The following is a 22030-nucleotide window of genomic DNA, read 5'->3' as shown; positions in this document are numbered from 1 at the left end:
TTCAGATTAAGAAGTGACACATGTCCTATTTTACCTTATTTTTACATACATTTTACATATAATATTAATTATCGTTCGTGTTGAGGCGTTGTTGATTCTAGGCTATAATAAAGAAAAACCTCCAAGGAGTGGTCCTTCTCCATGAAAAAGATCCATGATGCGCAACAGTTATCTGCTTATATCGACACCTTTTCTTTGCAAAATTATTTAGATGCGGCGTTATCTGACATGGCGGTATTACACTCTTTCGACAAAGATGAGCACTTGATCCAGACAGGGATCGTATCCGATTATCTCTACTTCCTTGTGGAAGGAACCGTGATGGTCTACTCTTACCCTTCTGATACCCAAAATATCTTTATCGATTATGCCAAACCCGCCACTCTTTTAGGCGAAGCGTCCTCTTTATGGGAATTATTGCCAAAAAGCAGTGTAAAGGCCGTGACACCTTGTATCTGCGTGTGCATTTCTTTGAATCGCTATCGTTCTGTTTTACAACAGGATGTTCGGTTTTTGCAGAACATTTGCCAACTCCTCAGCTCACGGCTCAATTCAGGGATCAACTTAGCCAATTCCCTCACTGAGCCAGTAGAAACTCGTTTAGCAAAATTCATTTTGCTTCATGAAGAAAAAGGGGTGTTTACGCATCAGTTGACGACTTGTGCTGCTGTCTTGAATGTTAGCTATCGTCATCTCTTACGAACGATCACAAATTTCCGTGAGAACCGCATTTTAGAAAAGCAAAAAAGCAAGTATGTGATCCGTGACCGCTCTGCTTTAGAAGTTCTTGCTGAAAATCTCAGTCATTCCTAAAGATTCTAAGGATCTACGTATGGAGAACCTTCTGAGTGGAACCGCGATTGCCAAAGTCTATTTCTTTAAGCTGTGATTCAATGTCTTCTTTCTAACTACAGATACTGACCTAAGCTATCTCCTCTAAAGTTGCCTTGACAGATAGCATGTTAGTCATTTCAATAAAACAGCCCTTCAGAAAGCCATCATTCTGAAGGACTGTTTTATTGAATGCCTTGCTTTAACCATTTGACTTTAAATGCAAAATCCGTCAACAGTTCATTGCTTGTCCATTGATTGGCGTAAGCATCTGTTAAGCTGTCAATGACCAGTTTCATCGAGAAATAGAGAAAACTATCGGCCTCTTTTTGACTTTCGATCCGAAATTTATTTGCTGTTAATACTTTTTTCCAAGCTGCCGCGCCATGAGGATCCTCACTGCGATATGAAAACAAATAACTATTCTGGATCAATAGCTGCAATTCTTTGTATTCCTCACTATCTTTGCCATATTCTAACGCTTCAACTAAAAAAAGCTCCAATCCTTTGAAAAAATCCTGCTGATGTTTCCCAATTTTTCTTAGGATACGACCATGAACTTTGTTTGCTGAGTCATGGATCAAGTAATCATAAGCATCATTTAAATCTTCAAAATACTTATAAAAAATTCCCCGAGACATCTGCAGTGCTTCAACGATCTCACTGACTTTCACCTGGCTAATCGGTTTGTCAGAAAAAATCTTCAGCAAAACGTTTCGCACAACTATTTTTTTCTCAGGAGGAAGATTATTAAAAGTCGCCTTAGGCATAAGCCGCAGTCCTTTCTTTGAATTCGTTGCTTTATTATAGCATAGATGGCCGAAATTAATTCGGTGACAAAATGTCACCGTTGAGGTATGATGGATTTCGAAAGGGGAAATCATTATGTATTTAGCTTGGAAAGAAATCCGCTATGCCAAATTACGGTATAGCTTGATCATTGGCATCATGGTATTAGTTGCATATGTCGTACTTATGCTTTCTGGATTGGCCAATGGTCTGTCAGATGGTCACAAGAAAGCAGTCGCCGACTGGGGCGCTCAGACGATCGTACTATCCGAAGATAGTAATAAGGTCGCTAGTGCTTCCATTCTGACTCGCGGGGATTTATCCCGCGTGGAAGCAAAAGAAAAAGCCGCAGTTGGTCTGGCTTCTTCTGCAATCTCCCATAAAGGAAAAACCGAAAAGACCAATATCTCCGTCTTTGGTGCTGAGGCCGATCAATTCGTTGTCCCAAAAGTGATCGACGGCCGAAACTATCGCTCTACAAATGAAGTGATCGTTTCAGAAAACCTTCTGCCAGAGGGGTTTGCCTTAGGGGATCACATTCAATTAGGCGGCGATGATCAAGTCTTTACGATCGTGGGCGTCACGAAAGCAACGACTTACAGCGTGGTCCCCGTGCTTTATCTCAACCTAGATGCCTATGCTCAGCTTAAATATGGTAATCAAGAGTTTGATCAAAGCAACGGCCCTATTTCATTGATCGCTACTAAAGAGCCGAAATCTGACGTCAAACTCATCCAATCAAAGGATCAAACAAAACTAACGGCATTGACTTTTGATGATTTTGTTGAGAACTTGCCTGGTTATTCTGCCGAAAAATTGACGTTGAATGCAATGGTTTACTTTCTATTTGTAGTGGTAGCAGCAATTGTCGGGATTTTCCTCTATGTGATGACATTGCAAAAAACAGCCCTCTTTGGTGTATTGAAAGCACAGGGAGTTTCTACCGGCTATCTCGTTCGTTCCATCGTGGGACAGTCATTGATCGTAAGTATTGCTGGCGTTTTGATTGCTTTTGTTCTCAGCTATTTGACTAGTCTAGTATTGCCAGCTGCGATGCCGTTTACAGTCAATTTACTGCAGTGGTGTCTTTATGGCATGGTTCTGATTTTTGTCTCGATCATCGGTGGTTTATTCTCCATTCGAACAGTCACAAAAGTCGACCCGATTACAGCGATTGGAGGCGAATAAGATGGCACAAACAGTCTTATCTATGGAACACATTACAAAAACATTTGGTTCTGGCCATACCGCAGTTACTGCTCTAAAAGGAATCGATTTTTCAGTGACAGCCGGTGAATTCGTCAGCATCATTGGACCTTCTGGATCTGGCAAAAGTACGTTCTTAACGATTGCCGGCGGACTACAACGCCCCTCAGAAGGTAAAATCATCATTGGTCAGCAAGACTTTACTGATTTACCTGACAAAAAACGATCTGCTGCCCGTTTCAAAGAAATCGGCTTTATTCTGCAAAGTTCAAACCTCGTTCCTTTTTTGAAAGTCAGTGAACAGTTTGAGTTTGTAAACAAGCTGAACAAAGACAACCAAAAAGAAGCAGCGTCTCTTTTACGTTCCCTCGATATTTGGGAGCTCAGAAATAAATTCCCTAAAGAACTCTCAGGAGGCGAACGTCAACGAGTAGCAATCGCACGCGCATTGTTCAATGATCCTTCACTGATTTTGGCAGACGAACCGACGGCCAGCTTAGATTCGGAACATGCTTTTGATGTTGTCAAATTATTGGCTAAAGAAGCGCATGAAAAACAAAAGGCGATCATCATGGTAACCCATGATCCAAGAATGACCCAATGGAGCGATCGGGTCTATCGCATGCAAGATGGACTTTTAGTCGAAGAATCCATCAACCCGCACACTTCATCAAAAACTTCAGAAGAATAACTAAAAAAGCTATCCAAACATAGGGACTCGCGACTGCGATGTTCCTTCCGTTGGATAGCTATTTCTATTACAATTCACTGATTAAGACGCACCAGGTTTATTTGACGATCGCTAAGAAATCTTCCCCTTGCAAGACGTCTTCTTGATTCATATCCAACACATCTAAATAGTTCGGCGTATTCGTAACAACAATTGGCGTAACGGTTGAATACCCGGCTTCTTTGATTAGGGAAAGATCAAATTTGACTAATAGATCACCTTTTTTCACTTGATCCTCTTGTTTGACAAAAATCTCAAATCCTTTGCCCTCAAGCTCAACAGTATCCATTCCAATATGCATCAAGATCTCTACCCCATCTGTCGTTGTCAAACCAATCGCATGTCCTGTTGGAAATAGCGTAGTAATCGTCCCGTCAGCAGGCGCGACTAATGTACCGTTTGCTGGATCGATGGCAATCCCTTTGCCCATTGCTCCAGATGAAAAGACTTGGTCTTTCACTTCATTCAGTGGAACAACTCTACCAGCCAATGGACTGCTTAATACGACCCGCTCATTGGTAATGGATGGTGCAGGTACTTTTGATTTTTCTGTATCTGTATCTGCGGGATTCGGTTGATCTTCAAAGCGCAAAACAAAAGTTAAGACAAAAGCTGCGCCAAAAGCAACGGCCGTTCCAATCGCAGCGGCAATCAAACCACTCATATCTTGTGTGTCTTGAGGGATAAAGGATGGTAAGCTCAAGAGACTGACTAAACCAAAAGTATAGTTCTTAACTTGACTGAAACCGACGATTGCACCACCGATCGCACCACTAATACATGCAGCAATAAACGGTTTTTTCAATGGCAACGTTACTCCATATACAGTTGGTTCCGTGATACCAAACAATGACGTGATCGTTGATGAAAGAGCCAATCCTTTCAGCTTGACGTTTTTGGTGATAAAGAAGACGGCTAGTGCTGCTCCACCTTGTGCCAATACAGCTGGCAATAGCATCGGCACCATTGTATCAAAACCAAATTGTGTCAAGTTCACCATCGCAATCGGCACAAAGCCCCAATGCATTCCAAACATCACAAATACTTGCCATAATCTCCCCATGATTGCTCCAGCAAGAATTGGGCTGAGATTATAGATTGCATCATAGCCGCTGCCTAACAAGTTCCCAACGATCGTTCCCAATGGACCCACAACGATAAATGTCACTGGTGCCATGATCAAGAAGACAGCTAATGGCACACAGATGATCTGTAGGAAACTAGGAATCACCTTTTTAAAGAAACGTTCCACATAGCTTTGTAAAAAGACGGCCAAAATGATCGGAATGACCGAGGAGGTATAGGCGCTGGCCCCAATGATTACTGGAATACCTACAAAACTCAATGTTTGTCCTGCTAATTCTGTGATACTTGGGTGAACAAGTGCCATGGCCAAAGAAACAGCTAGAAATTCATTGGTTTTAAAATTTTTCGCTGCTGTAAACGCCAACATCACAGGTAAGTAAGTAAAGAGCCCATCAGCAATGGCATACCAAACCGTGTAGACGCCAGAATCGGCCGCCAGCCAATTCATCGTCACTGCTAATGTCAGAAATCCTTTGAGAACCCCGGCCCCAGCCATTGCGCCTAAAAATGGGGTAAAGATCGATGAGATGATATCGATCAATTGATTCAGCAGATTTTTCTGATTCGCCATCAAAATTGGCGACCCCTGTTAGTTCGCGATAGACATCACTGACATGGCTGCCGATGACGACTTGATATTGTCCGCCACTTTGTACGACTTGGATCACGTCATCGTCTTGATTCAACCGATTTGTATCCGCTTTTTCTTCATCTTTTAGTTTGAAACGCAGGCGCGTCGCACAATGGACCACACTGTTGACATTTTCTTTGCCGCCGACCGCATCCAGGACGCGGACTGCTATTTCTTTGTTTGTACTCATTTCCAAACACTCCTTTTTTAATAAAATAAAAAACCCAGATTGAAAAAACACGGTTAACAAGCGCAAACTTGCTAACTGCTGTCTTTTCAATCTGGGTCTTGCCTGCTGTACAGTAACAATCCGTTAATGATTGAATGTTAATTTGGTTCGTTGACAACGCGTTCAATATGGATCGTCAAGTAGATCATTTCTGACTCGCCGATTGGCTTGCCATACGTTTTGATCAGATATTCGTTGATCCGCTGGACTGTCTGAAAGGCTTTCGGGTATTTTGCCTGAATCAGTTCAAACAGGAATTCGTCCTTCTCGCCTGAAAGGTCATCACTTAAATATCGTTGAGCGAAATAGTGAAGATGAGTCGTGATCCGTTGATAATTCAAGGAATCAGGATTAAAGACTTTGCCATAGAAACGACTGATGATCGCTAACACATCACGAACGATCTCAACGGCTTGCATCGTCGTCTCCATGGTTCCATTGGCTTGCTCACTATTGACAATGTGAAAGGCGATAAATCCTTTCTCCGCTTCGGGAAGCGAAACACCAAAGTTCTTTTCAAAGCGTTCGACCGCTTTAGCAGCGATAGCGTACTCCTTAGGATAAAATTTTCGAGTCTCAAACAATAGTGGATTCGGTATTTCAATTCCTTCTCGAGCCCGCATCAAAGCATAGTGAATATGATCCGTCAGCGTTAAGTAAATATTCGGTGAAAGTTCGACTCCCAACACTTGCTCTGCTTCGTCGACCACTTGCCTGACTGCTTCGACCTCTTCTGCAGGAATATCCGCAAATAATTGTTGAAATTGATTTGCGGTGAAAGAGTCCTTCAAAACAAATTCTTTCTCCACAAATGCGTCGTCGATCACATCGCCGATTTTTTTCTTAAATGCGATGCCGCGTCCCATATAGATGACTTCTTCGCCGGCATCATTGGTGGAGACCACGACATTATTATTCAATATTTTTCCAATAACCATCGTTTTCCCTCATTCCAAAATAAAAAAACCTAGAATTTCCCCATAAATCTGCGGTCAATTCTGGTTTTGCCTGCCGAACAGTAACAATCCGATGTAACTGAAAAAATAATAGCACATCCTTTTGAGATTGCAACCCTTTTCACGCAAGATTCTTTCTCCAAAAAATTAGCGGTTCTAATGGACAAGCTAGATAGTTGTTTTATTTTTCAGAATCTTGTTCGCTCGCAACAACTCCGTTAAGACAATTCATTTCCAAAAATCGTCTTAACGGAGTTGTTGTCAGTTGTTGCTTAGGTCTCGCCGGCGTTTCCATACTGCACCTAAAGTGCCATACGTGAATACTGCGATACCTAACCAAATAAATCCAAACGCGGTGAACTGCGCCAAAGAATAAGATTCGTGAAACAAGAAAACAGCTAGTAATAGCATGATCGTCGGATTTACATACTGGATAAAGCCTAATGTGATGTAAGAAACGCTTTTCGTTGCTTCCGCAAACAGCAGCAATGGGATGGCAGTCACGACGCCGGCACCAATAAGTAAAAGATTGGTAGATAATGGATAAGCCATCAATCCAACAGAAGAAAAACCTAAAATATAAATCAATGCCGCTGGCAAAATAACAAAGGTTTCAACTGTTAATCCCGTTGCAGAACTGATTGGTATGTGTTTTTTGATGAGACCATACGTGCTGAATGAAAAAGCCATGATCAGTGAAGCATAAGGGATCGCACCAGTTTGCACCGAAAGCATGATCACTCCGACAGCTGCCAAACCACAAGCAATCATCCCCGACCGACTCAACCGTTCTTTCAAAAAAACAGTTGCTAACAAAACATTGACCAATGGATTGATATAATAACCTAGGCTAGCTTCCATAACATGGCCGGCACTGACAGTAAATATAAAAGTAAACCAATTGATTGAAATCAAGATCGCCGCCAAAATGATCATTCCTGCAAACTTTTTATTTTGCCAGATCCGCTTCAATTCAGAGACAAACTGTTGCCATCTGCCGCTAAGTCCGATAAAGCCAAGCATAAAGACAAATGACCAAATAATACGGTAGCACATGATCGCCAATGGCGAGACACCAGTGATCAGTTTCCAATAGAGGGTGATCAGCCCCCACAGCACATACGCTGTGATTCCCAACACGGTTCCTTTATTTTTCATTTTCCTAGTCGCTTTTTACCTTGTCAACGTACCAATAGTCCAAGAAAAAAACTTCCCTCCTCAAATATAAGTTATCTTATTATAACGAAAATAAAGTTTTTTCCTAGTATTTCATGAAAAAAACAAAAAAAGTCCCAACCGATAGCTTTCAAAATTTGAAAAATCGGTGGGATTTTTGAGAAACAACGTTTAATCATTTGTTGCTTATACTCTATTGGTTACTAACTTCATAGCAGACGACCTTATTTTTCTTTTACCGATAAGCAGCGCATATAAAAATAGAAAAGCAAATCAATCGTAACAATTTGCAAAATGATCGAATGAGTAGCCCCACTTCCGTAATGACCATTCTTGATATCTTCTGTCCGTGCTGTATGAATAGGTGTATCTACTTTTTTAGTCAGCTGGTTCTGCCCTAATTGAGACATTCCTAAGGTCGGCATACCAAGGCTTTTCGCTATTTCTACTAATGATAAAACATCGCGGTTTTTCCCTGAATGGGAGATTCCCCAAAACAAACTGTCTGCGCCATCATTTTTCATTTGTTGTGTCAGAAGATACCGATCTTTATCAAAAATCACTGTTTTTCCAATCCGAGTCCATTTTTGACGAATATCCTCTGCTGCTAGAACGGAAGTTCCTACACCATAAACATAGATTCGTTTAGCATGAAACATTTTGTCTACTACTTGTTGCACGGTTTGTTCATCTAATATAGGATCCGTTGCGTCAATAATCATCTTATTGTTTCTAAGAATCTTATTTTTAGCCGTTTGAAACGAATCATCATTTTGTATATCGCTATATTCATTATAGATTCGATTTTCAATATCTTTGGTTAAGGCTAACTTAAAGTCAGAAAATTTACTGAATCCCAATTTTTTAGAAAATCGAATGACCGCTGCTGGACTTGTATTCGAATGAACGGCTAACACATTAGATGTCATAGTAGGTATTTCATCAAGATTCTCGACAATATAATCTGCTAACTTCAAATCCGTAGTCGAAAGTTCATTTTTGATACTTTCAATAGTTGTTACTACACTCATTTCTGTCCCCCTCTACTGCATAGTTGCTTCAGCAATTAGTTACTTCTATTTTACATTAAATTCATGTCGAACTGAGAAGTTTACGATAAAAATAAAAGGCACCTTTTGTATTTGGTGAATCACTTAAAACCACTTCCGTAATTTGATCTTGGAGACGAGCAACAACCGATTCTCGAATAAAGTGATTTTTTTCTAGCACTGAACCTGCTAAAGCTAACTTCACTTGGGTTTGGTTCATTCTGTTTAGTAACAAACGAATCATTTCGATCAATTCGTCAGCAGTTTCTTGTAATAGTTGATGAGTGATTGGATCGTTTAAATGCGTCTTCGAAAAAAATAATGATTTTTGTGCAACTTCAGCCTTGTTCATCTGATAAAGTTCACTAATTGCTTTAGCTGGATCGTTCCTATCTAAAAAAGATAGAAATTCTTGGGAGAATCTAGACAAAGGTGAACCATGGTCCATTTCTTGTGCAATATGGCGATAGCATTTCAGTGCTAGAGCATAGGCACTTCCTTCATCCCCTACTAAATGTCCCCAGCCCCCTACTCGATAGAAGTTTCTGTCAACAGATCCATAGGCGACTGATCCGGTCCCAGAAATAATCAAAGCGCCATCCGCTCCTTCAAGTTTATTGATTAACCCTAAGTGAGCATCAGAAATCACTTTGGTTTTTTGAAACTGCTGCAGCTCATGTTGAACAAGATGATGTAACCCACTCGTCTCTATACCTGCAATTCCAGCTAAAACACCGAGGCAATTGCCTGATTGATGTTCTAAAACAGACTGGATCCCTTGTCTCAAAACTGCTAATGTACGATTTGTATCGACCACAATATTTCCAGCTGACAGGTGCAAATCAAAGAGTGCTTCTCCCTTTTTGTCATATGTAGTAAATTGGGTCTTTGTCCCCCCGGCATCAATTCCTAGTACATAATTCATTTCTTTTCCTCCTAAAAAACTGCAATAGAAACGTTCCGACAATCTAGTGAGTTTCTGATCAGTGATAAAAAGCAACTATCAGCATTCGAACAGCATTCGAAGATAATGGATCATTCTATCTCCTTTATTACTGCTTGCTAAGAAGAGAGGATTTACCCAATAGGTTTTGGCTTATTCATTAAATCCTTATCAAAACCATTGTTTTATGAACGGCTTTATTCAGCAGTTTACGAGTCACTGTATCATTTGTCGAGGATCGTTTCTATCACAGCTTAACGGATGTTAGTTCTGATTGAATTGATTCAATTGCTGCTGCATTTTAATCAGTCGTTCAATCAATGCTTGCTCGCTCATCGTTGTCATTAACTGGTCTTGCGCATGAATCAACAAAAGACTGATCTGTCCTTGACCTTTTAGATCATCTTGAATCAATTTCGTCTGCAAATTATGCGCAATGGTCATCTCTGCTTCTGCCTGTTGCATACACATTACCGATTGCTCATGATTGTCTGCTTCTGCTGCATCCAACGCTTCAAAAAGCATTCCTCGCGCATTGCCACTATGAACGATTAATTCAAAAATCACTGCTTCGATATTTTCCATGATATCACCTACTTCATTTAAAATCATTTTTTTCATGGTTAGAACTGATAAATAAACAACTCGCAAATCAGGAACATTGCTGCAAAAGTTACAATCGAAAAATAAGCATATCGTTTCATGGTAAATTTTTCTTTTCGGTCAACATATAACGCAATCGCTGGAAAGATAAGACTGATAGAAACCAAATTCCCTATAAACAAAAATGTCTCAGACTGAACGTATGAATTGATTGCAATCAACAGAATGTTCACGCTAAAAACAGTTCCTAAATAAAATAATGCACCTTTGAACTGCATTCTTGTTTTTCTCATGCTTCGCCTTCCATTTCTTGCATTAATTGTTTATTGTCATAAATCTTGAAGAAAGGATAATAAACGACCGTAGCGATCAATATGTTTACAATGACCAATAGAATAGCTCGCCAATCTCCTCCGGTAGCCAAATACGCGCCGATTGGTGCTGGTAAAGTCCATGGTGGCTGCACAAACATCAAGTGCACCCAACCAGCTTTAAATACCAGCCAAGTAACCGTTGTCATCAAAATCGGTGCTAACACAAAAGGAACAAAGAATATCGGATTTAGCATGATTGGAAATCCAAAAATCACTGGCTCATTGATATTGAATATGCTTGGAATCAGGCAAGCTCGACTGATGGACTTGGTATACTTGGCTTTTCCAAAAAGAATAGCACAAATAATCAAGCCAATTGTCGCGCCAGATCCTCCAATCCAAATGAACCATTGAAAGAATGTTTCTGGAGCAATATGGGTAGGTGTTTGATGATTTGCAACTTTTTCGGCATTCTCAGTAAAAAATTGAAGCCAAATCGGACGTGCCACTGAGCCAACGATCGAGTCACCATGAATCCCGAAAAGCCAGAAAAAAGTAACCAAGAAAACTGGAACTAAGACCCCTAAGAAAGTATCTCCTGCTTTTACTAAAGGTGAAAAAAGAGTTTGGATCACTTGTTCAATATTCACTTTAAAGACAACATTAATCGTTCCAATCACTATAATAATAATTGCTGCTGGAATCACGGCTTCAAAGGAGCGCGCGACAGAGCTAGGAACTTGTTCCGGCATTTTAAACATAATCTTTTTGGTTTTACAAAATCGTAAAACTTCAACCGCAAAAATGGCTAAAACCATACACGGGAAAATCCCCACTGATCCGAGTGATTCCATTGGCAACATCAATCCTTGATCGAACTGTACCGGCATAATACTTAATAGAAAAGCTGCCACCGATAATTGTGCTCCGGTCAAAGGATCTAACTGATAACTTTTCGCTAAATTGTATCCGATTCCAAAACAAATATACAGAGACATAATCCAAAATGTCATCCGATAGGGAATTAGAATTTCCGTAATGTGATCCGTTGCCCATTGGTGGATTGCCCAGTTTTCTGGAACAGGTGGAAAAGCAATAATCAGAAAGAAACTACCAACAATAATAAACGGAATCGCCGAAACAACTCCGTCACGAAGCGCTCGAAGATGTCGTTGCTCAGAGATCTTCGACATTGGTAATGCAACCTTGTCCTCTAGCATTTCAAAGAAATGATTCATTTTTATCCTCCTTTTCTCAACTCAAACCTTCAATAATTTTCAAGAGATTCTTGCCGCCTAACGGACTGTAATCTGTGGGTTTGATCAATTCAATAGGAATATGTGCTTCATCTGCGGACTGTTTAAACAAACTAAAGCGATGCTTTACTTGTGGGGCCACAAAAATAATGTCCCAATCTTTTTCTTTGATAACTGAATCTGCCTCACCACTTCCCACTGCAGAACTTGTTAGAGCAATTCCTTTTTTTTCGGCTTCTTTGTCTAGCGCTTTTTCTACAATTGCACTAGACATCCCACCAGAACAGATAAATAGAACTTTCTTCATTTGATTTACTCTCCCTTCTTATTTTGTTCAATAAAAGAACGATACCAATAAAAGCTATCTTTCTTGTATCTACGATAATCTCCATTCCCCTCATTATCAGCATCAACATAAATGACACCATAGCGTTTATCCATCTCACAGCTGCCTGCGGATACAATGTCAATGATTCCCCAAGCAATATAAGCAATGACATTGACTTGATCAATATCTCTAGCTTTAACTATTTCAGCAAAGTGCTCTTTGAAATAATCAATTCTATAGGAATCATGAATTGTGCCATCTGCCTCGAGTTGATCTTTCGCACCGAAACCATTTTCAGCGATTATAACTGGTTTTCTATAGCGGTCATAAACTTTATTTAACGTTGTTCGCATACCGATAGGATCAATTTGCCATCCCCAATCACTTGCTTTCAAGTAAGGATTTTTCGTTGTGACTACTAAATTTCCTGCAGTTTTTTCTGCTTCCTCGGTCGTTACCACACTGGAAGAATAATAAGAAAAAGAAACAAAGTCGCAAGTATATTCCTTCAGAATCTGGCGATCTTCTGCGGTTATATCTAGATCAACAGAGTTTTTCTCAAAAAAAGAATGCATATAATAGGGGTATTCCCCTTGCATAAGCACATCACTGCAAAACCACTGATTAATCTGTTCCTCTTTCACTAATTTCAAATTATCTTCTGGTTTTGGTGTTAACGGATAATAGCAGAAACACGACACCATGGAACCAAAGATTCCAGGAATACCCATTTTTCGTGCCAGCTGAATCGTTTTTGCATTTGCAACAAATTGATAATGTAGTGCTTGAAATACATCTTGATAGATATACTCACCATTGCTTGGTTTGATTAATCCTGTACCGTTATAGGGACTAAAAAAGCCGGCATTGATTTCGTTAAATGGCAACCAAAAATCCACTTGATTTCCCCATCGAGACAAAACAAACTCTGCAAAAGAGAGGTAATGGTCAATCATTTCACGATTCTTCCACCCACCGATGCTTTCCACCAAATAAAGTGGCACCGCATAATGATTCATTGTCAAAAAAATTTTGATTCCTTTCTTCTTTAATTCCCGAAAAATCGAATCATAATATGCCACACCTTGTTCATTTGGTTGCTCTTCATTCCCCAGTGGAAATAATCGTGACCAGCTAATCGAGAAACGATATAAATCAATCCCTAACTCGCTTAGCAGCTGTAGATCTTCCTCCCAGTTTTCGTATCCTTTCGTCCCTTTTCTAAACGGATAAAATTGGGTAGTTTCTGATTCTTTTGCTTCATTGATCACCTCTTGAGTCAACAATCGCGTTTGGATTGTTGCATTATTACTTCGAGGAAGATAGGGACGGCAATCTTGTGTATCTATCCCTTTCCCATCCTTATATCCACCTTCATATTGACTAGCTGCGGTTGCACCGCCCCAGTAAAACGTTCTCAATAGTATTCACTGCCTTTCTCTTTGTGACAGCTTCATTATAGACCTTCTGATTATTTTTTTCAATATTTTATTAAATATTTTGATTATTTTTTTCAAAAAGAGATTTTTCATATGAAAGAAACATTCAAAATTAAAAAAAAACCGCTTCGCAAAAAGCGAAGCGATTTGACTAGTTGATTAATTTTCTACTTCTATCAGAACTTCTGTGCGACTATCTTTGATCAAAAATAATCCCGTGAACAATAGCAGTCCCGAAGCGACGGTCATGACTAAAAACGAAACATTCATGCCGTGGAGCAAAGCGGCGGAGCCAGTCAATGTATGACTGTTGCGGGCGACCGTATTCATGATCCCAACAAAAACAGCTGTGCCGATGGCGCCGGCGACCGTCCGCAGCGATGTCAGTAATGCGGTACCATGAGCAGTCAATTCTGGCGGGATATTTTTATTGCCCCAGGTAACAAATGGCATCAATAAACAGCCCGTGGCGGCACAGCGTAAAATATTCAGGCAGACCGCCATCCAAATTCCTGTGTGTATATGAATAAAAAACATACCGATATTACTTAAAACTAACGAACTGCCGCCAATGATCGTTATGATGCGGATACCGACTTTGTCATAGATACGGCCAGCGATAGGACTCAAAAAGGCAGAAACTAACGAACCTGGCAATACCACCAACCCTGAGATTGTTGCAGATTTTCCAAGAATGGATTGTACATACAAGGGCATCAGCATTGAAGAGCCCATTAAAACAAGATAGAGTAAAATACTCCCAAACACACTTAGCGCATACTCTTTCGTTTTGAGGACCCGCAGATCCAAGAAGGGCACTGCCGCTTTCATTTGGCGGTGGGCAAATAAGATGCCGCCAATCAAACCTACGAGCAATGCACCCAAGACAGGGAGACTGGCAAAGCCATAGGTTCCTAGATTCCCGAATCCTAATGTGAAGCCGCCAAAAGTCACAGCGCTGAGTAAAAAGGAGAGCAGATCAAATTTTTTCTTCGTTACATCCAAGACATCTTCAAAGACATTCAACGCCCAAATCAACGAAACAAAAACAATGGCACCGACAATATAAAAAATGGCATGCCAGTTCAATTTATCAACGATCATTCCAGCTAATGTAGGGGCGATCACTGGTGCGGCAGTGATCGATAACCCATACCAACCCATGATTGCACCAATTCGATCCATTGGATAGATCGTCAATAGAATCACTTGAGCCATTGAGATCAAAATACCATTACCAATGGCTTGGAGGATACGAGACATCATCATAATGGGGAAATTCGGTGCTAACGCACATAGAACCATCCCAATAAGAGCGATTACCAATGCGGAAAGATATAATTTTTTGGTAGGTACCCGATTCATCAAAAAAGCGGTCAACGGCATGACGATAGCCATGGCGAGGGAATAGCCGCTGGTCAGCCACTGTCCAGTGGTCACAGAAATTTGCAAGTCGGCCACGATGGCCGGTAATGCGGTGGTCAATGCGGTGGATAACATCGTTAGTGCGATACAAGTAAGAATCAGATTAATAAAAATAAAGGTTCTTTTACGGTTTGTCAGATTACTCGGTTGGTTCAATAGATTCCGCCTCCATGCGTTGGTAATAAGCTTCAATTTTTTCTAACCCGCGACCAAAGGCTTGTTTTTCTTCTTCTGTTAGATCGGTCAGCATATCTTGGTGTGCTTTGCTGCGTTTTTGTTTCATCGCAGCAGCTTCAGCTTTTCCTTCTTTCGTTAATGAGATCAACTGGATTCGTTTATCTTGCGGAGATGTTTCTTTTTTGATCCAGCCTTTTTTCTCCATTTTTTTTAAGAGCTCCCCTGCTGATGTTGAGCGGATCGCCAAATAGGCGGCTAAGTCTTTCTGATTCAGTGTGCCGCGCTCGTCCAAAACTAACAAACAGTTGAACTGACCCCGCCCAGGCATGAAGGGACCATATTTTCTTTCAGAATAACGACGATTCAATTTATACACTTCAAAAAACCGTTCAACGATCTTTTGCTCTGAGTAAGACATATGTATTGCTCCTTTTTTGTTCATTAAAACCAATTAAATAGGTACCTACTTAACAGACTGCTCTCTATTTTACATAGGTACCTATCTATTGTCAAGGTTACTTCTACATACAAAAAAAGCATTTCTCTCCTTGGAGAGAAATGCTCAGTTATTTGTGCTCCTCAGCAGCATCAGATACTTCTTCAGACAATGTTCCCGCAGCTTTATTAGCATGAAACTCTGCTAGAAGTCTGCGAACTTCATCTGTCGACTTAGTCGTCATCAATTGTGCGCGCAAATCGCTCGCCCCAGGAAATCCTTTGACATAAATCTTAAAGAAGCGATGCAATCCGGCAATGGATCGGGGAACCATCGTAGCATAATGGTCTTGCAGGTCTAGCTGCAATTGCAGCAACCCTAATAATTCCTCCGATGAGTGTTCTTTTGGTTCTTTCTCAAAGGCATAGGGATTTTTGAAAATGCCCCGTCCAATCATGATTCCGTCTACGCCATACTGTTGGGCTAACGCTAGTCCTGCTTGACGATCTGGAATATCGCCATTGATAGTGATCAATGTTTGAGGTGCCACTCGATCACGAATCGCTAGAACTTCTGGGATCAGATCCCAATGGGCAGGGACTTTACTCATCTCTTTGCGGGTCCGCAAATGAACAGAAAGATTGGCAATGTCTTGCTGCAACAAGTGAGTGATCCAAGCTTCCATCTCAGCCATTTCTGTGTAGCCGATCCGTGTTTTGACGCTGACTGGCAACCCACCTGCTTTTGCCGCTTCAATCAACTCAGCCGCCACATCGGGACGCAAGATCAAGCCGCTGCCTTTGCCGCGACCGGCAACATTTGGGACAGGACACCCCATATTGATATCGATCCCTTTAAATCCCATTTCCGCCATTCCAATACTCATTTGCCGGAAAAATTCCGGCTTGTCTCCCCAAATATGGGCGACGATCGGTTGCTCGTCTTCTGTGAATGTCAGTCGACCACGAACACTCTCGATCCCATCTGGATGGCAGTAACTATCTGAATTGGTAAATTCCGTAAAGAAGACATCTGGCGCCCCTGCTGTCTGCACAACATGGCGGAACACTACATCTGTCACATCTTCCATTGGTGCTAAAATAAAAAAAGGCTTCGGTAACTCCGCCCAAAAATTTGTTGTCATGCTTTCCGCTCCATTTCTTAGTGACCGGATCACTTCTTTGATCCAACTTACAAAAACATAGTCATTATACTAGGAATAAGCAAAAGAAGCAAAAAGCGAGACCATCCGCACTCATGGTCTCGCTTCTTGTTTCATTACTCGATAGACGCCTAATGCACCGATTTCGCACAAAAAGATCAGTAATGCTAGTGGAAGATAGGTATGACTGCCCATGATACCCACTAGCGGCGTACAGATGATCCCGATGCTGTACATGCCGATCCCTAAGATCGAGGAAGCGACCCCAGCGTGTTCACCTTGCCGATCCATCGCTAATGTAGTTACCACCGAATTGACGATCCCTAATGTCGCCACGACCAGAAATAGCCCAATGATCGCTAATGCAATAGAATTTCTGATGCCACTCAGCATCACCAGTACACTGCCAATAAAACCGATCACCAATCCGCTGCCTAATTGCTGGACTAGGGACAATCGCCGCGATAAAATCCCCGAAAGCTCCGCAGTCACAATGATACCGATCCCGTTGATACCATACAATAGGCTATACATTTGATCACTGAGCCCATAGACATTTTGGAACATGAAAGAGGATCCTGAAATATAACTAAACAATGCACCATAAATAAATCCTTGGATAAGCACCAGTAACATAAAGATGCGATCAGACAATACTGCCCGCCAGCCAGATTCCATCTGATGGATGTGTTCTTGCGGCTGTAATGTTTCCTGATAGCCAAAGAGAATACCAAGCAATAGCAAGATGCCTAAACCACCCAAAAAAAGAAAAATCGTTTGCCAAGAAGCCACTGCCAAAATCGCACTGCCTAGCAGTGGGGAAATGATCGGGAAAATACCGTTCACTGCAATCAGCATCGCAAAAAACTTCGTCAGCCGTTCGCCGGTAAATAAATCTTTCGCAATCGCACGGGTCAAAACGATCCCTGCGGAACTGGCGATTCCTTGCAAGAGACGCAAAGCTAGGAATAACCAGATATTTCGCACGAAGGGAACAAGTAAACAGCAAAGAATCGCTACGGTAATCCCTATAGCAAGAGGTTTCTTGCGCCCAATCCGGTCACTAAGTGTTCCGATTGCTAATGGACCTAATGCTAAACCAATCAGACACATGGTCAAACTCATTTGTGTGAGAGAAGCACTGATTCCTAATTCTTCTTGAATGACTGGAAAAGCCGGTAAATAAGCATCCATTAGTAAAGGGCCATAGGCGCTCAATGTGCCAAGCAATAAGGACAGCCAAATGATCCTACCTTTTGATAACTCCATTTTTCCTTCTCCTTTCCTATCTAAAAAACCTACCTCTAGAATACTAGCTGATTCCGTGGTGATTTTCAATGAGAATTTTTCTTAATTTCAGATATTTTTAAACAACTAAAACAATTCGTTTGGATATGGCTTTTTTTTAGTTTTTGGTTCTAAGAAGCTTTAAAGACAATAGGGCGTTTCACCCTTCAATTCCTAACAGATCTCGAAAAAAGCTTATTGCCTTCTCCCTACCAAAAAACTAGTAGTAAGAAAACAATAAGCGTTTCACATGAAGATAATTATTGAATGATTTGAGCGATAAAAAGCCAGTGGCAGTATTTCAGCGATCATTTTTACTTACTCATCGTGTTGAATCTGGTACACTAACTGATCGAGCAATGGACCATAATCTACTCGCTGATAATCCGTCACATCAAATTCATAGAGCGTTCCCAAAGCAAATTCAGCGTACTTTCGTTCATTGATGATTCGTCGGAATTCTTCCTTTGTAATATGATTGGTTCCTAATGAACGGTCTTCTAGACTATCGCCATAATGATAGTGATCCATGATATAGCTCAAATGCCGTTCCGGCTCCCGATCTCGCTGGTAACGCCGTTCCCACAACACTTCGAAATCAGCCGTTAAGCGAATCGTGATTACTTCATAAGCATAAGTATCAGCAAGGTCTCGCAAGCGTCCTTTTTGCTTATCGCTAAATGGATACTCCGAAACAATGACTTTTTTCCCCGCTTCCATATATAACTCTAATGCGCGATAAAAGAACGGATAGTGACACTGAATGGTTCGAATCGAAAAGGGCGAATACCTTTCTCCTTTATTACCCATTTAGTAAGAAACAAGTTAAAGCGGATAAACCAAAAGATGCTGCGGTCCTTTGGGTCCCATTTTCTCTTCACCACTATCTACAAAACCCACAGAATAATACAGTTTTTTTGCTGCACTATTTTTTTTATTGACTGCTAGAACAATTTGTTTCATTGCTGGAAAATGAGTTTTTACAAAATCAGGCAATAATCGCAATGCTTCTTTTGCATATCCCCTCCTTAGAAATCTCGCATCAGTAGAGAAACTCCGCAACAAAAGAGCGTCATTTTCATCCGTATAGTCTGCTTTTTGGGGTCCTGCATCCAAAACAAAAAAAGTGACCAGTTTCTGTTGGGAAAAAGCCAAGATCGGATGATGCTGGGGATTCTTTTGGGAAAGTGCAATATTCTCTTGTGGCGTCCCTGTGAAATAGGTCATTTCGTCAGTCAGAAAATAATTGGTAACAGCTTCTTTGTATTCCTCTCGGTATTCCATTAACTCCATCTTTTATGCACACTCCTTCTGGTCTAGAGCAATAGCCCGCTCATTTGTAAGTCATTTTATCAATTATTGCTTGAAATTACGAATAAAGTCATATACCTGATCGTTACACAGGTATATGACTTGAAGGAAAATGCCGATAAATCAGTGAAGATCTTTTTTACATTGAAAGTTTGCCTTCTAAAACTTTCGCTTCTTTGCTGCGAAAAGCTTTGGTCAATTCACTAACAATCAGTGGGACTAATGAGAGCAGAATCACGATCACCCATTCAATTCCTGTCAAACTTTGAAAATTTCTTGCAAGAATGGAATGAACAAGACCGCCAACTGCAAAGCTAAGCTGACTAGAAAGGCTTTATTCATCGCACTGTTGGAGAAGACACCAATGCTGAAAATAGAACGTGTTTCGCTGCGGACAGCAAACGCACGAGTCAATTCCCCAAAGACAAGTGTAGCAAATGCCATCGTATTTGCTGTGCCGTCAGCAACGGTTGGATCTGACAAAACGTATTCCCCTAACCAATAAGCTGCCAACGTGATTGCTCCTACCAAAACGCCGTAAAAGATTATACTTGCAGCAAAGCCATCAGCAAAAATGCTTTTCCGGGAATCGCGAGGTTTTTGTTTCATCACGCCTGGCTCAACTGGTTCCATTCCTAAAGCCAATGCAGGTAGTGAATCAGTGACTAGGTTCAACCAGAGGAGTTGGATCGCAACTAATGGCATCTGATGGAAATTCAATGCAGTTGCAACGAAAATCGTGATGATTTCACCGATATTACAACTCAATAAATACTGAATCGATTTCTTGATATTGGAGAAGATCCCTCTTCCTTGTTCGACCGCATGGACGATCGTGGCAAAGTTATCATCCGTCAAGATCATATCCGCTGCCCCTTTAGCCACATCCGTCCCGGTGATTCCCATCGCACAACCAATATCGGCTACTTTCAAGGCAGGCGCATCATTGACACCATCACCTGTCATGGCGACGACCATGCCTTTTGCCTGCCAAGCCTTAACGATCCGCATTTTATGTTCAGGCGAAACTCGCGCATAGACAGAATACTTTTCTACTTCTTCTTCCAATATTTCTTGCGGCATCATGTCCAGTTCTGAACCTGTCATGGCTAGATTTCCAGAGCGGAAAATAGTCAATTCTTTGGCGATTGCAACCGCAGTCAATTTGTGGTCACCAGTGATCATGACGGGGCGAATCCCTGCATCGTAACATTGAGCCACCGCTTCTTTGACTTCTTGACGGGGAGGATCGATCATTCCGACTAACCCGACAAATGTCAAATGGTTCTCGATGTCTTCTGAAGTCAGCTCTTCGGGCACTTCAGTAATGTCTTTATATGCAACACCTAGAACGCGCAAGGCATTTGATGCCATATCAGCATTTTTAGCAGCAATTTTTTGAGCTTCTGCTTCATCAACCCTACAGCGTTTCAGCAAAACATCAGGTGCTCCTTTGACCATGACGCGATAGCCTTGTTCGGTTTTATGGATCGTGCTCATCAATTTGCGTTCCGAATCAAAAGGAATCTCAGCCACACGAGGCATGTTTGCTTCTAACTCATTTTTGTCTAAATTTTCTTCGTACGCTTTGCTGACAAATGCGATTTCTGTCGGGTCGCCGGTCACTTGGAACTCACTGCCATTGACCGTTAACTTAGAATCATTACACAATGCTCCGATGACCAATAGTTGCTGCGGGGTTGCCGATCCATGAACGAAGGTTTCAACTACGGTCATTTTGTTTTGCGTCATTGTACCCGTTTTATCACTGCAGATCACTGAAGCAGCCCCCAAAGTTTCGACTGCAGGTAGCTTCTTCACGATGGCATGACGTTTCACCAATCGTTGGACACCTAATGCCAGAACAATCGTAACGATGGCCGCCAGTCCTTCGGGAATAGCCGCTACCCCAAGGGAAACAGCCATCATGAAGATTTCAAGAATTGGCCGACTGTATAAAAGACCTACGATAAACATCAGGACACAGATCCCTAAACAGATAATCGATAACAATTTTGAGATTTCTGCCATTTTTCGTTGTAGCGGTGTCGTATTGTCATCTTCAGAGATCAACATGTTCGCAATACGGCCAACTTCCGTTTTCATCCCGGTACTAGTAACGACACAAGTTGCACGCCCATTAGTGATCACTGTGGAGGAAATCAGCATGTTCTTGCGATCAGCTAAAACAGTATCTTCAGGCAATGCTTCTAGTGCTTTTTTGTTCACAGGAACTGATTCACCTGTCATGGCAGATTCATCTGCTTTTAGATTGGCTGCTGACAAGATCCGCACATCCGCTGGTACTAAATCGCCAGCTTCTAATTCAATGATATCTCCCGGAACAAGAGTAGCTGCTTCAACATGTTCCAGTTTCCCATTGCGAATCACTTTAGCCAACGGGGCTGACATTTTTTGTAATGCTTCCAAGGATTTATTGGCATTGTTTTCTTGTGAGATCGAAATGATGGCATTGATCACGACGATCAACAAAATAATGACGGAATCGATCCAGTCTTCAAAACCGCTGGAAACATAAGAAAGAAAAGCAGCGATCAATAGTACGATAATCATTGGATCTTCTAATTGCCCGATCACTTTTTTCAATAAACTTTCTTTCTTTTTCACTTCTAATTCATTTCTTCCGAAAGACTGCAGCCTTTTTT

General features: G+C 41.3%; 21 protein-coding genes and 1 pseudogene. 3 read left to right on the top strand and 19 right to left on the bottom strand.

Features of this window, described 5'->3' with window-relative positions:
- Positions 1 to 141 precede the first annotated feature (141 nt).
- On the top strand, positions 142 to 813 hold the full coding sequence (locus EG2_RS16305) for a cyclic nucleotide-binding domain-containing protein (protein ID WP_060815423.1): 672 nt from the start codon (positions 142 to 144) through the stop codon (positions 811 to 813).
- 203 nt (positions 814 to 1016) lie between these two features.
- Here EG2_RS16305 and EG2_RS16300 read toward each other — a convergent pair whose 3' ends face one another.
- Positions 1017 to 1601: a TetR/AcrR family transcriptional regulator gene (locus tag EG2_RS16300; protein ID WP_005469905.1), complete on the bottom strand. Its 585-nt coding sequence runs from the start codon at positions 1599 to 1601 to the stop codon at positions 1017 to 1019.
- Between the two features lie 115 nt (positions 1602 to 1716).
- Between EG2_RS16300 and EG2_RS16295 the strand changes: the two genes are divergently transcribed.
- Entirely contained in the window at positions 1717 to 2808 is a 1092-nt protein-coding gene (locus EG2_RS16295; protein ID WP_060815422.1) for an ABC transporter permease, read from the top strand.
- A 1-nt stretch (position 2809) separates the two neighbouring features.
- Positions 2810 to 3517 carry an ABC transporter ATP-binding protein gene (locus EG2_RS16290; RefSeq protein WP_003129297.1) on the top strand — a complete coding sequence of 236 codons (708 nt, stop codon included), beginning with the start codon at positions 2810 to 2812 and terminating at the stop codon, positions 3515 to 3517.
- Positions 3518 to 3614: 97 nt separating this feature from the next.
- Here the strand turns inward: EG2_RS16290 and EG2_RS16285 are convergent.
- The 18 genes and pseudogenes from EG2_RS16285 to EG2_RS16205 all read right to left on the bottom strand — a co-directional run.
- Positions 3615 to 5463: pseudogene (locus EG2_RS16285) on the bottom strand (beta-glucoside-specific PTS transporter subunit IIABC).
- Between the two features lie 137 nt (positions 5464 to 5600).
- Positions 5601 to 6440, bottom strand: a complete 840-nt coding sequence (licT, locus tag EG2_RS16280) for a BglG family transcription antiterminator LicT (RefSeq protein ID WP_060815421.1) — start codon at positions 6438 to 6440, stop codon at positions 5601 to 5603.
- A gap of 279 nt (positions 6441 to 6719) precedes the next feature.
- Entirely contained in the window at positions 6720 to 7616 is an 897-nt protein-coding gene (gene rarD / locus EG2_RS16275; RefSeq protein WP_021150690.1) for an EamA family transporter RarD, read from the bottom strand.
- A gap of 242 nt (positions 7617 to 7858) precedes the next feature.
- Positions 7859 to 8665, bottom strand: coding sequence for a MurR/RpiR family transcriptional regulator (locus EG2_RS16270; RefSeq protein WP_060815420.1), 807 nt, complete (start codon positions 8663 to 8665; stop codon positions 7859 to 7861).
- A gap of 61 nt (positions 8666 to 8726) precedes the next feature.
- On the bottom strand, positions 8727 to 9608 hold the full coding sequence (locus EG2_RS16265; RefSeq protein WP_060815419.1) for an N-acetylglucosamine kinase: 882 nt from the start codon (positions 9606 to 9608) through the stop codon (positions 8727 to 8729).
- Between the two features lie 282 nt (positions 9609 to 9890).
- Complete coding sequence (locus EG2_RS16260) at positions 9891 to 10211, bottom strand: PTS lactose/cellobiose transporter subunit IIA (RefSeq protein ID WP_003129290.1); 321 nt, start codon at positions 10209 to 10211, stop codon at positions 9891 to 9893.
- 38 nt (positions 10212 to 10249) lie between these two features.
- On the bottom strand, positions 10250 to 10522 hold the full coding sequence (locus tag EG2_RS16255; RefSeq protein WP_003129289.1) for a hypothetical protein: 273 nt from the start codon (positions 10520 to 10522) through the stop codon (positions 10250 to 10252).
- Entirely contained in the window at positions 10519 to 11781 is a 1263-nt protein-coding gene (locus tag EG2_RS16250; RefSeq protein ID WP_003129288.1) for a PTS sugar transporter subunit IIC, read from the bottom strand. The genes EG2_RS16255 and EG2_RS16250 overlap by 4 nt, the downstream gene beginning before the upstream one ends.
- A gap of 16 nt (positions 11782 to 11797) precedes the next feature.
- Positions 11798 to 12106, bottom strand: coding sequence for a PTS sugar transporter subunit IIB (locus EG2_RS16245; protein ID WP_060815418.1), 309 nt, complete (start codon positions 12104 to 12106; stop codon positions 11798 to 11800).
- A 5-nt stretch (positions 12107 to 12111) separates the two neighbouring features.
- Positions 12112 to 13548, bottom strand: coding sequence for a glycoside hydrolase family 1 protein (locus EG2_RS16240; RefSeq protein WP_060815417.1), 1437 nt, complete (start codon positions 13546 to 13548; stop codon positions 12112 to 12114).
- Positions 13549 to 13725: 177 nt separating this feature from the next.
- The gene (locus tag EG2_RS16235) at positions 13726 to 15147 is read right to left on the bottom strand and encodes an MDR family MFS transporter (protein WP_060815416.1); all 1422 of its coding nucleotides are present in this window, start codon (positions 15145 to 15147) and stop codon (positions 13726 to 13728) included.
- The gene (locus EG2_RS16230) at positions 15131 to 15586 is read right to left on the bottom strand and encodes a MarR family winged helix-turn-helix transcriptional regulator (RefSeq protein WP_029486225.1); all 456 of its coding nucleotides are present in this window, start codon (positions 15584 to 15586) and stop codon (positions 15131 to 15133) included. The genes EG2_RS16235 and EG2_RS16230 overlap by 17 nt, the downstream gene beginning before the upstream one ends.
- A gap of 148 nt (positions 15587 to 15734) precedes the next feature.
- The gene (locus tag EG2_RS16225) at positions 15735 to 16748 is read right to left on the bottom strand and encodes a tRNA dihydrouridine synthase (RefSeq protein ID WP_005469887.1); all 1014 of its coding nucleotides are present in this window, start codon (positions 16746 to 16748) and stop codon (positions 15735 to 15737) included.
- Between the two features lie 111 nt (positions 16749 to 16859).
- The gene (locus tag EG2_RS16220) at positions 16860 to 18035 is read right to left on the bottom strand and encodes a multidrug effflux MFS transporter (RefSeq protein ID WP_005469885.1); all 1176 of its coding nucleotides are present in this window, start codon (positions 18033 to 18035) and stop codon (positions 16860 to 16862) included.
- 336 nt (positions 18036 to 18371) lie between these two features.
- Positions 18372 to 18863, bottom strand: coding sequence for a kinase (locus tag EG2_RS16215; protein WP_306453892.1), 492 nt, complete (start codon positions 18861 to 18863; stop codon positions 18372 to 18374).
- 15 nt (positions 18864 to 18878) lie between these two features.
- Complete coding sequence (locus EG2_RS16210) at positions 18879 to 19346, bottom strand: GNAT family N-acetyltransferase (protein WP_029486218.1); 468 nt, start codon at positions 19344 to 19346, stop codon at positions 18879 to 18881.
- A 157-nt stretch (positions 19347 to 19503) separates the two neighbouring features.
- Positions 19504 to 19626: a hypothetical protein gene (locus tag EG2_RS19810; RefSeq protein WP_255210091.1), complete on the bottom strand. Its 123-nt coding sequence runs from the start codon at positions 19624 to 19626 to the stop codon at positions 19504 to 19506.
- Positions 19623 to 22030, bottom strand: a 2408-nt coding sequence (locus EG2_RS16205; RefSeq protein WP_060815414.1) for a calcium-translocating P-type ATPase, PMCA-type, incomplete at its 5' end; no start/stop codon positions are given. The genes EG2_RS16205 and EG2_RS19810, both read right to left, overlap by 4 nt.

The organism is Enterococcus gallinarum NBRC 100675 (assembly GCF_001544275.1).
GTDB classification, from domain to species: Bacteria; Bacillota; Bacilli; order Lactobacillales; family Enterococcaceae; genus Enterococcus_D; species Enterococcus_D gallinarum.
Note: the sequence above shows the minus strand (reverse complement) of the source record. Positions and strands in the feature narration are given on the sequence as shown.

Bases quoted from the DNA above. Each gene is read 5' to 3' on its own strand.
- EG2_RS16305 (WP_060815423.1), top strand. From the start codon at position 142: ATGAAAAAGATCCATGATGCGCAACAGTTATCTGCTTATATCGACACC.
- EG2_RS16300 (WP_005469905.1), bottom strand. From the start codon at position 1,601: ATGCCTAAGGCGACTTTTAATAATCTTCCTCCTGAGAAAAAAATAGTT.
- EG2_RS16295 (WP_060815422.1), top strand. From the start codon at position 1,717: ATGTATTTAGCTTGGAAAGAAATCCGCTATGCCAAATTACGGTATAGC.
- EG2_RS16290 (WP_003129297.1), top strand. From the start codon at position 2,810: ATGGCACAAACAGTCTTATCTATGGAACACATTACAAAAACATTTGGT.
- licT (WP_060815421.1), bottom strand. From the start codon at position 6,440: ATGGTTATTGGAAAAATATTGAATAATAATGTCGTGGTCTCCACCAAT.
- rarD (WP_021150690.1), bottom strand. From the start codon at position 7,616: ATGAAAAATAAAGGAACCGTGTTGGGAATCACAGCGTATGTGCTGTGG.
- EG2_RS16270 (WP_060815420.1), bottom strand. From the start codon at position 8,665: ATGAGTGTAGTAACAACTATTGAAAGTATCAAAAATGAACTTTCGACT.
- EG2_RS16265 (WP_060815419.1), bottom strand. From the start codon at position 9,608: ATGAATTATGTACTAGGAATTGATGCCGGGGGGACAAAGACCCAATTT.
- EG2_RS16260 (WP_003129290.1), bottom strand. From the start codon at position 10,211: ATGGAAAATATCGAAGCAGTGATTTTTGAATTAATCGTTCATAGTGGC.
- EG2_RS16255 (WP_003129289.1), bottom strand. From the start codon at position 10,522: ATGAGAAAAACAAGAATGCAGTTCAAAGGTGCATTATTTTATTTAGGA.
- EG2_RS16250 (WP_003129288.1), bottom strand. From the start codon at position 11,781: ATGAATCATTTCTTTGAAATGCTAGAGGACAAGGTTGCATTACCAATG.
- EG2_RS16245 (WP_060815418.1), bottom strand. From the start codon at position 12,106: ATGAAGAAAGTTCTATTTATCTGTTCTGGTGGGATGTCTAGTGCAATT.
- EG2_RS16230 (WP_029486225.1), bottom strand. From the start codon at position 15,586: ATGTCTTACTCAGAGCAAAAGATCGTTGAACGGTTTTTTGAAGTGTAT.
- EG2_RS16225 (WP_005469887.1), bottom strand. From the start codon at position 16,748: ATGACAACAAATTTTTGGGCGGAGTTACCGAAGCCTTTTTTTATTTTA.
- EG2_RS16220 (WP_005469885.1), bottom strand. From the start codon at position 18,035: ATGGAGTTATCAAAAGGTAGGATCATTTGGCTGTCCTTATTGCTTGGC.
- EG2_RS16215 (WP_306453892.1), bottom strand. From the start codon at position 18,863: ATGGGTAATAAAGGAGAAAGGTATTCGCCCTTTTCGATTCGAACCATT.
- EG2_RS16210 (WP_029486218.1), bottom strand. From the start codon at position 19,346: ATGGAGTTAATGGAATACCGAGAGGAATACAAAGAAGCTGTTACCAAT.